This is a genomic window from Kitasatospora brasiliensis (genome assembly GCF_032654805.1).
GTDB lineage: Bacteria > Actinomycetota > Actinomycetes > Streptomycetales > Streptomycetaceae > Kitasatospora > Kitasatospora brasiliensis.
The window spans coordinates 548,253-559,413 of the sequence record NZ_JAUOOW010000004.1; the positions used below are offsets into that span (position 1 = coordinate 548,253).

Annotated in this window: 7 protein-coding genes; 3 read left to right on the top strand and 4 right to left on the bottom strand. The window is 76.8% G+C overall.

What is annotated here, in order from left to right:
* Positions 1-61: 61 nt before the first annotated feature.
* The 3 genes from QWJ13_RS18625 to QWJ13_RS18635 all read right to left on the bottom strand — a co-directional run bounded on the left by QWJ13_RS18625 (position 62) and on the right by QWJ13_RS18635 (position 3,777).
* Positions 62-1,420 carry a glutamate-cysteine ligase family protein gene (locus QWJ13_RS18625; RefSeq protein WP_316525758.1) on the bottom strand — a complete coding sequence of 453 codons (1,359 nt, stop codon included), beginning with the start codon at positions 1,418-1,420 and terminating at the stop codon, positions 62-64.
* The gene (locus tag QWJ13_RS18630; protein WP_316525759.1) at positions 1,417-2,952 is read right to left on the bottom strand and encodes a flavin monoamine oxidase family protein; all 1,536 of its coding nucleotides are present in this window, start codon (positions 2,950-2,952) and stop codon (positions 1,417-1,419) included. Before QWJ13_RS18630 ends, QWJ13_RS18625 begins: the two co-directional genes overlap by 4 nt.
* Positions 2,953-3,090: 138 nt before the next feature.
* Positions 3,091-3,777 carry a DUF6308 family protein gene (locus QWJ13_RS18635; protein ID WP_316525760.1) on the bottom strand — a complete coding sequence of 229 codons (687 nt, stop codon included), beginning with the start codon at positions 3,775-3,777 and terminating at the stop codon, positions 3,091-3,093.
* Positions 3,778-4,043: 266 nt separating this feature from the next.
* On the opposite strand from QWJ13_RS18635, the gene QWJ13_RS18640 reads away from it, so the two are divergent.
* Entirely contained in the window at positions 4,044-4,421 is a 378-nt protein-coding gene (locus tag QWJ13_RS18640) for a hypothetical protein (protein WP_316525761.1), read from the top strand.
* A 259-nt stretch (positions 4,422-4,680) separates the two neighbouring features.
* Positions 4,681-5,295, top strand: a complete 615-nt coding sequence (locus QWJ13_RS18645; RefSeq protein ID WP_316525763.1) for a sigma-70 family RNA polymerase sigma factor — start codon at positions 4,681-4,683, stop codon at positions 5,293-5,295.
* Between the two features lie 14 nt (positions 5,296-5,309).
* Here the strand turns inward: QWJ13_RS18645 and QWJ13_RS18650 are convergent, their stop codons facing one another.
* Positions 5,310-8,132, bottom strand: a complete 2,823-nt coding sequence (locus tag QWJ13_RS18650; RefSeq protein WP_316525764.1) for an AfsR/SARP family transcriptional regulator — start codon at positions 8,130-8,132, stop codon at positions 5,310-5,312.
* 299 nt (positions 8,133-8,431) lie between these two features.
* On the opposite strand from QWJ13_RS18650, the gene QWJ13_RS18655 reads away from it, so the two are divergent.
* The gene (locus tag QWJ13_RS18655; RefSeq protein ID WP_316525765.1) at positions 8,432-11,047 is read left to right on the top strand and encodes an AfsR/SARP family transcriptional regulator; all 2,616 of its coding nucleotides are present in this window, start codon (positions 8,432-8,434) and stop codon (positions 11,045-11,047) included.
* The last annotated feature ends 114 nt before the right edge of the window (positions 11,048-11,161 follow it).

Sequence of the window (11,161 nt, forward strand, 5' to 3'; positions counted from 1 at the left end):
CGGATTGACGGGCTGCTGATGCTCCGCTGACGGTCTGCTGACGCGGCGCCGGTGCCCGGGTTCAGACCCGGTACGCGGCGACCCAGCGGGCCGGGTCGTGCCGGAACTCGCCGTGCCAGCGCTCGCGGCACTGCTCGGCGAAGGTCCGTCCGGTGGCCGCGATCTCGTCCAGCGGGTCCAGGTACCCGAGCACGTGCGGCGGTTCGAGGCCGGCCGCGACCCGGGCGGCCAGGCCGGCCCGCGCCAGCCGCAGCAGTTCGGCGGCCAGTGGGCGGACCGGGTCGCCGCCGAGCCGGGTGGCCGGCCCGAGGGCGGGCAGCTCGGCGAGCGCCGCCCGATGGTCGTGCACGGTGTAGTGTCCGAGCAACTCCCAGGCGGCGGCGCAGGATTCGGGGTGGTAGGTGAGCCCGGCCCAGAGCGCCGGGACGGCCGGGATGAAGGGGTACGGCGGTCCGTCCGAGGCGCGCAGCTCCAGGGTGTTGCGGACCCTGGTGTTGGTCCAGATCTGGTCGAGGTGGGCGGCCCAGTGCGCCGTCGTCGGCCGGGACCCGTCGTCGTAGCCGTGCCGCAGCAGTTCGGCGAAGCTGCGCTCGGGCGCCCGGTGGTAGCGGCCGTCCGGGGTGCGGTAGTGGATCAGTGGGAGGTCGAGCGCCCAGTCGACGACGGACTCGGCGGTGACGTCCGGGCGCAGCGCGGGCGGCAGCACGCCGCCTCGCTTCGGGTCCATCCGCAGCCAGGCCCAGCACCGGTGGGAGAGCAGGCCGCTGCTCGGACTCCCCTCCTGGACGGGCGAGTTGACGAGCAGCGCGGAGACCACCGGGGCGGCCGCCATCTGCATCCGCAGCTTCCGGGTGAGGTCCGCGGGGGAGAGGTAGTCCAGGGTGACCTGGGTGGAGAGCGACAGCGCCATGATGTAGCGGGCCCGGCTGCCCGGCTCGCCCAGCGCGTCGAAGTACTCCCGCATGATGGCGCCGCGGGTCATCGGCACCCACCGCATGTCGGCCAGCCGGTCGAACGGCAGGTTGGCGCCGGGCAGCAGGGCGAGGCCGAACCGCCCGACCAGCTCGGCGAGTTGCTCCAGGGCGGCGCGCAGGTCGTCCACCGCCTTGGCCACGGACGGCACCGGCGTCGAGGAGTATTCGAGCTGGCCGCCGTGCTCCAGGGTGATCTGGCTGCCGTCCGGCAGCAGGACACCGGTCAGCTGCCCGGCGTCCTCCTGCCGCTCGCCGCCCCACCGGGCCAGCACCGCCTCCAGGACGGCCAGCACGCCGCGCTCACCGAAGTAGCGGGCGGCCAGCCCGGTGGCCGGGTCGACCAGGCCGCACTCGACCTCGATGCCGACCAGTTCGCTCCGGCCCGGCCGGAACGGGGCCAGCAACTCGGCGCGCCCCAGCCCCCCGTCGTCCCCGCCCTCCGTCACACCGCCCCCACCGGGGTGGTGATCCCGGGGTGCCCGGCGCGCTCCAGCAGCGCACCCACCGCGCCCAGGGCGGACTGGGCCGCGCCCTGGCACCAGGCGTGGGCGCCGGACAGGTGCTCGCCGGCGAAGAAGACCCGCGGCCGCTCCGCCGGGTACGGGGAGCCGAGCACGGTCAGGTAGCGGGTGTGCTCGCCGGGCGTCAGGTGGGCGAAGGCGCCGCCGCCCATGCCGGTCTGCACGTCCCAGTTGCAGTGCACGATGTCGTCCACGTCTCCGGTGATACCCGGATGGAGCCGTTCCAGGCACTCCAGTACCAGGGCGTCCCGGTCGGACGGCTCCAGCGCGGCGAAGCGGCGGGCGTTGGCGCCCCACAGGTACGCGCCGAGCAGGGCCGTGGGCTCGGCCGAGCGCAGCGGGTCGCGCACCGCCCAGCGCGGGCCGGAGCCGCCGTTGACCCCGTCCTTCTTCACCAGCACCGCGTTGTCGGAGGGGTACCAGCACTGCTGGATCGGCAGGTCGGTGAAGCTGCCGCCGCCGTGGATGCCGTCCTCCAGCTCCCAGCGGCGGCGGGTGAGGTGCAGGACGGTCTTGATGCTGCTCGCGTAGCTGACGCCGCGGATGGCGTGCCGTTGGGCGTGCGGCAGGCCCGGGGCGATGCTGATCCGGTCGAGCGCGGGCGCCGGGACGCAGCACACCGCGTAGTCGAAGTCCTCCTGGAGCCGGGCGCCGATCCGCCGGCCGCGCAGCCGGACGCCGTCGGCGGTCAGCGCCAGCTCCTCCACCTGGGTGGACAGCCGCAGCGTGCCGGGGCGCAGCGCGCCGACGAAGGCGTGGACCAGCGCGTCCAGCCCGTCCACCAGCTCGACCTGCCCCCGGTGGAACAGGCCGAAGTAGTCGACCAGCACCTCCAGCAGCGAGGACTGCTCGTAGTGGGCGAGGCCGCTGGCGTGGCCGATGAGGTCCCAGGCGTCCTGCGACAGGTGCTCGTGGACGAACTGCCACAGCGACACCGAGGCCGCCCGCTCCAGCGCCGGGTCGTCCCAGTGGCCCTCCAGGGTGCGGCGCTGCTGCTCCACGGTCAGGGTGCGCCACACCGAGCCGAGCAGGTGGTTCAGCACCGGGCCCGGTGCTCGGCGCTCGGTCGGGCGCAGGTCGTACGCGGGGAACAGCGTCGCCACGTCCTGCACCCGGACCCGGTGGCCGCGCAGATGGTAGTAGGCGCGCGGGTTGGCGTTGACGAACGGGCGGGTCGCCAGCCGGAACCGGGAGACGTAGTGCAGCACGCAGTGGTGGTTGCCGGGGATGCGCATGGCCCCGAGGTCGATGTGGGTGCCGTCCCAGAAGCGGTGGGTGCGCACCCGCCCGCCCGGCCGGTTCGCCCGTTCGTACACGACGACGTCGAACCCGCGGCGCTGGAGCTCGTAGGCGCACACCAGGCCGGCGACACCCGCCCCGACCACGGCCACCCGGCCCCGGGCACCGGCCACCGGCTTCTCCAGCGAACGCGGGAACGCAAAGCTCGTATCGAACATCGGCACCGTACCCATCTCATGTGAGACCCCCGGGCCCAGCCTTGGCCAGGCAGCCTGCGCCTGCCACTTCGCGTCGTCGATGCGGGTGACCGGGCGGGGGTGGGGCGGGATGGAGCGGCCTCGGCGGCCCCGCTGCGTCTACCCCACGGCCGCCACCTCAATCGCGCCCTGGTGCATCCAGGCGATGACGTCCAACACCCGCAGCACGCCGATGTCCTCGCCGATCCCGGACTTCCGGCGGAGCTCAGCCAACCGGGCGTGCAGCGCCCCGCCGTCCGCGCGCAGGGCGTCGGCCAGCGCCGACCAGAAGGTGGCGTCGACCTTCGGGCGCCGGAACAGGGTCTTCACCCGGATGTCGTAGACGGGTATCAGATGCGGCCGCTTGCGGGCCAGCAGCTTGCCCGCGACCACCGCGCCGACCCCGTCCGGCTTGCCCGGGTAGGCGCCGCGCGGGTTCACCAGCCGCTCCCACAGCTCGGTGGCCGGCCCGTCGGGGGCGATCAGCGGGGCGCAGGCCGGATCCTCCAGCCGGGCGTCGCGGGGGATGGCGGACAGCAGCCGGTGCCAGTGCCCGTCCGGGTCGGTGAGCAGCTCGACCGCTCCGTGCGCGTCGACCGAGACGCTCAGCATGGTGATCGCGACCAGGTCGTCGGCGGTGAAGCCGTCCGCCGTCTCCGGGCGGTCGCCGCCGCCGGCGAGCCGCTCGAAGTGGGCGCCGGAGTAGTACGCGCCGCCTTTGGCCCGCTGCCGGGTGAAGTACGCGCGCAGCAGTGCGACGGCCGCCTCCGTGTCCCCGTACACCGGCGGAATCCACAGTGCCGTCATGAGAAGCCCTCCCGATCGGTGTGCGCGGGGTCAGTGTGGCAGAGGGGTCCGACAACGCGGCCGTGGGTGAAGGCGCCGTTCCGGTTCACTGAACCGGCAGCGGCGGGGCGCCCGTTGAGCAGGAGGGGCGTACCGGGCGCCCCCTGTCGCATCGGGAGGGGCCGCGTAGGGAAAACCCTCCGCCCGACCGGCTACCGATCGGTACCGTCATCCGGTGGCACCCGGCGCCCGCCGAGTGCCACCGAGTCGGAAGGAGCGTGAGTCCCGTGAACGGGACGGGGGAGGGACGCGGCACCGCCGCGGAGGTGCGGGAGTTCGTCGCCGCCCTGGTCCGGGCGGGGGCGCCGAGCCCGCCCGAGCCTGCCGGGCCGGTCGGGCTGGCGGTGCCCGAAGCGGCGGTGGAGGAGGTGACCGCGGTTGCCCGGCGGCTGGCCCTGCGGGTGGCGCCCGACCAGCGGTGGCGGCCCCGGCCCGACCCCGGGCTGCTGGGCGTGGCGACGGCACTGGTGGTGGACGAGCACCCGTCGGCGCCGCGGTGGCCGGCGGCCGAGCGCCGGCGGCTGGCGACCTGGGTCGCGGTGCTGATCGAGCACCAGGGAGAGGACGGGGTGCAGGAGCTGGTCCGGGAGCTCGCCGAAGGCTGACGGCCGGGGGCGAGACGCCCCGGCTCGGGGCCGCTAACGATCGGCCAACAGTGCCCGGTGCCCGCCAACGACCGCGCCCGGGGCCGGGCCGAACGCCCCGGGCGGGGGCATTGGCGCAGCCTTGGCGCGGACTTGGCGGCCTTCGGCAGGGTGCTGTCACAGCCACCGCCGGGACGTCCGGCCGGTGCCCAGCATGCCCTGCCCGTGCCCAACGTGCCCTGCCCGTGCTGCGCCCCCTGCCCGACCTGAGAGGTAGCGCGTGTCGAAGCCGTCCGTCGCTCAGCCCACGTCCGTCACCCCGCCGTCCGAGGACCCGGCGGACGCGCCGGTGGCCGCCGCCCCGGCCCGTCCGACCCTCGACCCCGAGACGCTCGCCGAGATCCACCGGCTGCACGGCGGCTACCTGCTGCGCTCGCTGCTGCGGGCCACCGGCGGGGACCGCGGCAAGGCCGAGGACATCCTCCAGGAGACCCTGCTGCGTGCCTGGCAGAACCCGGACGCCCTGGCCGCCGGGCCCGAGGCGGCCCAGCCCTGGCTGTTCACGGTCGCCCGGCGGATCGCGATCGACCACTACCGCAGGGCCGCCGCCCGCGCCCAGGAGGTGCTCGGCGAGCCGATGGAGGACCGGCCGGTCGCCGACGACCCGTACGAGCAGGTGGTGGCGGCCCGGGACATCGCCCTGGCGCTGCGCCGGGTGCAGAAGCACCACCGCGAGGTGCTGGTCGAACTCCACCTCAGGGACCGCTCGGTGGTGGAGGCCTCGGCCCGGCTGGGGGTGCCGCCGGGGACGGTCAAGTCCCGCAACTTCTACGCGATCCGGGCGCTGCGCCCGGTGCTGGCGGCGGAGCACGGGTACAGCCCGGCCGCCGGCTGAAGGCGTTCTTCGGATCAGTCGTCCGTCGGCCGGCGTCCGGTCCGGAGGTCCAGCGCCTCCTCCAGGCCGATGGTGAACTCGCTCAGGTAGCCCGCCTGCCGGTCGACCGAGCGGAAACGGTCCAGCGCCGTCCGCAGCCGGCCCGCCACCTCGGGCCCCCGCCCGTGGGCCGACAGGTGGGCGGCGTAGGACTGCTCGGTGATCGCGTGCAGGTACAGCAGGCCGGCCTCCTCGCACGCCGCCAGCAGCCGGTGCCAGGCGAGGTCGGCGGTGTCGCCGCGGACGGTCGGCGGCAGGGCCTGCGCCTCGGTCAGCAGCGACCACAGGTGGACCTGGGTGACCGGCGTGGCCGGCAGCAGCTCCCGGGCCTCGCGGGAGTGGCGCTGGGCGCCCTCCCGGTCCCCGACGGCCAGGCTCACCCAGCCCTGGTGCACCTTGGCGTCGACCAGCCGCCGGCGGTTGCCGTACTCCAGCGCGAGGGAGGTGGCGCGGGCCGCCAGCCGCGTGGCCTCGGCGGAGTTGCCGAGCATCGCGGTGACCAGGGCCAGCGTGGCGAGCGCCCGGACGCGTACGGACTCGGCCCCGGGACCGGCCACGGACTCGACGGCGGCCACCGCCCGGCGGGTCGTCTCCGCCGCCTCCGGTCGGCGCTCCAACGCGACCAGGGCCTGCGCCCGGCAGTGGAGCAGCAGCGCGACCGCGACCGGATCGCCGCACCGCTCGGCCGCCGCCAGCCCCAGCCGGGCGCTGCCGAGCCAGTCGGTGAACCGGCCGGCGCCGTAGTAGAGCGAGCCGCAGGTCAGCGCGAGCCGCCAGGCGCGGGCCGGATCGGTGTCGGGGTCGGCGACCAGCGCGCTGATCGCGGGCTCCTCGGCGTCGAACCAGTCGAGCGCGGTGCGGATGTCGGCGGCGGCCGGCAGGGCCCGCGGCGGATGGACGGGCGGGCCGGTCTCCTCCTGGCCGGGGTCGAGGTAGAAGCCGCAGTGCTGGAGGGCGGCGAGGTAGTAGTCGGCCAGGCGCTCGCGGAGCAGCCGCCGGTGCTCGCCGGGCCGCTCGGCGAGCCGCTCGGCGCCGAACAGGCGGACCAGGTCGGTGCGGGCGTGGCGGCCGGGGGAGGTGGCGGTGAGCAGGTGGTGGGAGGCCAGTTCGCCGATCGCCCGGTGGGCGGCGGCGGTGTCGCCGGCCAGCAGCGCGGCGCTCGCCGGGGCGTCCACCTCGCGGCCGGGGTGGGCGGCCAGGGCGGTCAGCAGTCCGGCTGCGGAATCGGAGAGTCGACGGTACGTCAGGTGGATGCTGCCGGTGGCGGAGAGGGTGCCGTCGGCGTCCAGGACGGCCAGTCGGGTCCGCTCGTCGGCGAGTTCGGCGACCAGCTCGGCGATCGCCCAGTCCGGCCGGTCGGCCAGTCGGGCGGCGGCGATCCGCAGGGCCAGCGGCAGGCGGTCGCAGAGCCCGGCGAGGCGGGCGGCGGCTTCCGGCTCGGCGCGCAGCCGCTCGGGCGTCAGGGCGCGCTCCAGCAGCTGCAGGGCGTCGTCCTCGGGCAGCGCGGCCAGGCGCAGCAGGGCGGCCCCGTCGAGGGCGACCAGACCCTCCAGCGAACACCGGCTGATGACCACGGCGGTGCTCTCCGGGCCCTCGGGCAGCAGGTCGGCGACCTGCTCGGCGTCGGCGGCGTCGTCCAGCAGCACCAGCAGCCGCCGGCCCCCGGTGCGCTCGCGGTAGAGCGCGGCCCGGGCGGGTCGCCCGGCGGGGACGTCGGCCTCGGGCACACCGAGCGCGCGCAGGAAGCCCGCCAGGACGTCCTCCGGCCGCGCCGGGCCGTCCGGGTCGAGGCCGCGCAGTCCGGCATGCAGCACGCCGTCCGGGAAGCGACCGGCCGCTCGGTGCGCCCAGGCGGTGACCAGCGCGCTCTTGCCGACCCCGGCCGGGCCGACCACCAGCACCGGCCCGTCCCCGGCACGGCCGGGCCCGCAGGCACGGTCGAGGCGGGCCAGGTCGGTGACCCGGCCGACGAAGTCCGGGTGACGTCGGGGGAGTTGACGTGGGACCCGTGCGGGGGTCGGGACCGGGACCGGGGCGGCGGCCGCCGCCGGCTCCGTCGCACGGTCGTCGGCCAGCACCTCGGCGAGCGCCGCGCGAAGCGCCGGGCCGGGATGGATGCCCAGCTCCTCGTCCAGCCGCACCCGGGCCCGGTGGTAGGCGGTCAGCGCCTCGGCGGACCGGCCCGCCTGGTGCAGACAGCGCATCAGCAGCGCCACCAGCTCCTCGCGCAGCCCGTCCGCCCGCACGCCCTGCTCCAGCAGCGGCACCGCCGAAGCCCCGGCGCCCTGGCCCAGCCGCAACCCGGCCCAGCGGAGCAGGGCGGCGGTGCGGGAGCGCTCCAGCCGGTCCACCGCGGCGGCGCGCAACGGGGTGTCGGGCAGGTCGGCCAGCGCCTCGCCGCGCCACAGCCGCAGCGCCTCCTCCAGCAGCGCGACCGCGGCGGTGCGGGCGCCCGAGGCGGCCCGCTCCTCGGCCGCGGCGGTGAGCTCCTCGAAGCGCAGCGCGTCGACCGCGTCGGCCGGCCCGGCCAGCAGGTAGCCGGAATCCCGGGTGCACAGCTCGAACGGGGTGTCGGCGAGCACCTTCCGCAGCGCGGCGACATGCCCCTGCACAGCGGCCCGAGCGCTGGCCGGCGGCTGCTCGTCCCACAGCAGCTCGCACAGCTGGTCCACGGTGACCAGGTGCCCCAGCCGCAGCGCCAGCAGGGCCAGTACGGCCCGCCGTTGGGCGCCCGCCACGCTCGCGAAGCCGTCCGCCCCGACCCGCAACTCCACCGGCCCGAGCAGCCGAATCCGCACCAGTACCCCCACGTCACCGCACGCCGACCTGGCCGTGCGGCCGTCGGAAGGGGAGCAGTTTAGTGGCACCGATGCGGGTCGGCGGCTGCTCCTGCCCTGGTGGACGCGGTCGGTCCGGCACCCGGTTGCCGCGGCGGACGGCGGTCGTGCCCCGCCGGTACGGTGCGTGGACGGGCCGAGGGCCCGCCCGGGCGTCCATGATCCGGTCGGCCCTATCCTCGAACCGGCCGAGGAGTCGTCGGCGGAACGGTCGGTGGGACGGTCGGCAGAGCTGTCGGCGGGGGAGGAGGAGGGGGCGCGTGCACATCGATCTGCTCGGACCGGTGGTCGTGCGGCGGGGCGACGGTACGGCGCTGACGCCCTCGGCGCCCAAGCGCCGGGCGCTGCTGAGCGCGCTCGCCGTCCGGCTGAACCGGACGGTGGCCACCGAGGAGCTGATCGAGCTGGTCTGGGAGGGCAGCGCGCCGCCCACCGCGCGGGCCGCCCTCCAGGGCCACATCGCGGCGCTGCGCCGACTGCTGGACGGCACCGGGCTGGAACTGGGCACCCGTGGGCCCGGATACCTGCTGGCCGGCGAGCCCGACCGGGTCGACGTGCAGCGCTTCGGCCGGCTCTGCGAACGGGCAGGCGTCTCCACTCCCTCGGAAGGAGCGCCACAGGACCACGAACTGCCGCTGCTGCGCGCCGCGTTGGACCTGTGGCGCGGCCCGGCGCTCGCCGACTGCGGCTCCACGCTGCTGCGTGAGCGGACGCTCCCGTCGCTGACCGACCTGCGACTGCGCACCCTGGAACGGCTGGCCGACGGCCTGCTCCGGGCCGGCCGGGGCGGCGAACTGACCGCCGAACTCGCCGAAGCGGCCGACGCCCACCCCGCCCGGCAGCCGCTGGCCACCCGGCTGGTGCGCTGCCTGGAACAGGACGGGCGCAGCGCGGAGGCGCGGGAGCACTACGAGCGCGCGGTGGCGCGGCTCGCCGGCGCGGCCGGACCGGAGCTGCGCCGGGCCGGCGAGCAGTCCGGCGCCCGGCTCGCCGCCGACCGCCGGTTCGTCGGCCGCCGCACCGAACTCGCCCGACTGGAGCAGGTGTTGCCCGCCGCGCGGGACGGCCGCCCGATCCTGGTCACCGGCCCCGCCGGAGTCGGCAAGACCAGCCTGGTCCGGCACTGGACGGCCCGGCGCGGCGACGCCTACTTCCCGGACGGCATCCTGCACGCCGAACTCCACGGCTTCGACCCGGACGGGCCGCGCGAACCCGCCGACGTCCTGGGCGAGTTCCTCACCGCGCTCGGCGTCCCCCCGGACGCGCAGCCCGCCGACCCCGTGGACCGCTCCCGCCGCTACCGCGAACTGATCAGTGGCCGAAGGGCATTGGTGGTGCTGGACGACGCCGCCTCCTACCGGCAGCTCCTCCCGCTGCTGCCCGACCCGCCGGCCACCGACAGCGAGCCCGCCCCGGTCGCGATCGTCACCAGCCGCAGCCGGCTGCGCCACCTGCTGGTCCGCACCGGCGGCATCCCGCTGCCCCTGGGCGCGCTCGACCCCGCCGAATCCGCCGAACTGCTCGCCCGCACCCTCGGCGCGGAGCGCGCGGCCGACGAACCGGAGGCGGTCGCCGAACTCGCCGAGCGCTGCGACCATCTGCCGCTCGCGCTGCGCCTGGCCGCCGCCCGGCTGGCCGCCCGACCCGACTGGTCCCCGGCCGACCTCGCGGCCGACCTCGCCGGCGAGCAGACCGGTTTGGCCGCCCTCTCCGGCACCGGGACCGGCACCGCCCGCGGCCCGGTCGGCCTCACCACCGCGCTGGACCGCAGCTACCGCACGCTGCCGCCCGCCGCCGCCAGGCTGTTCACCCTGCTGGGCCTGCACCCCGGCGCGGAACTCGGCGCGGACACCGCCGCCGCGCTCGCCGACCTCCCGCCCGCCACCACCCGCACCCTGCTGACCCGGCTGGACGCCGTCCACCTGCTGGAGGAGACCACACCCGGCCGGTACCTCCGGCGCGAGCTGGTGCGCCGGCACGCCGCCGCGCAGGCCGCCGAACTCGGCTGCGACGAACGGTTCCTCGCCCTCGACCGGCTGATCGCCCACTACCTCGACGTCACCGCCGGTTGGACGGCCGAGGGCGCCACGGCCGGCGGCAGCGCGGCGGCGGACTGGTTCCGCCGCGAGGAGAGCGCCCTGCGCGCCGTCGTGCTCTGCGCCGAGCAGAACGAACGGCCCGGCGCGGCCTGGCAACTCGCCCACCGGACCAGCCTGTTGTACGAGACCACCGGCCACGACCGGACCCACTGGCGGGCCGTGGTCGAAGCCGGGCTGAGCGCCGCCCACGCGGACCGGGACGAGTCGGCGATAGCCCACCTGGCCACCGACCTCGCCGTCCTGCACGTCGCCCGCGCCGCCCACCGCACCGCCGCCGACCAGCTGGACCGCGCCGTCGCGGCCGCCGACCGCACCGGCGACGTGGCGCTGCGCCACCACTGCCGCAGCCGGGTCGCCGCCGCCCTGCTGCGGGCCGGCCGCTACGAGCGGGCGGTGCCGATGCTCGTCGACCTGGTCGCCGCTGCCCGCACCCCGGCCACCGACCACCTGCTGGTCCGCGCCCTCACCGCCCTCGCCGACGCGCTGGTCCTGGCCGGCGACCCCGGCCCCGCCCTGCGCCACGCCGACGAGGCCGTCCGCGCCGCCACAGCCCGCACCGTCGGCGCCGACGCCGTCCTCGCCACCCACAGCCGGGCCCGCGCCCTCCATGCCCTCGGCCGCCGCGACGCCGCCCTCTCCTCGGCCCGCCTCGCCGTGGCCCTCGGCCGCACCGTCGGCGACCCAGCCCTCGACGCCCGCTCCCACACCCTCCTCGCCGACCTCCTGGACGCCCTCGGCCGCACCGCCGAGGGCGCAGTGGCCCGGAGGCCGGCCTGAGCGCCTGTCGTGCGCCCCGCCCGCTGCGGCGGGCCTCGGCCGCGTCGTCGGCGCCCCAGCTGCGGGGCCGCCGGATGAGCTCGGCCGCACTGCGGCGGTCGGCCCGACAGTGGC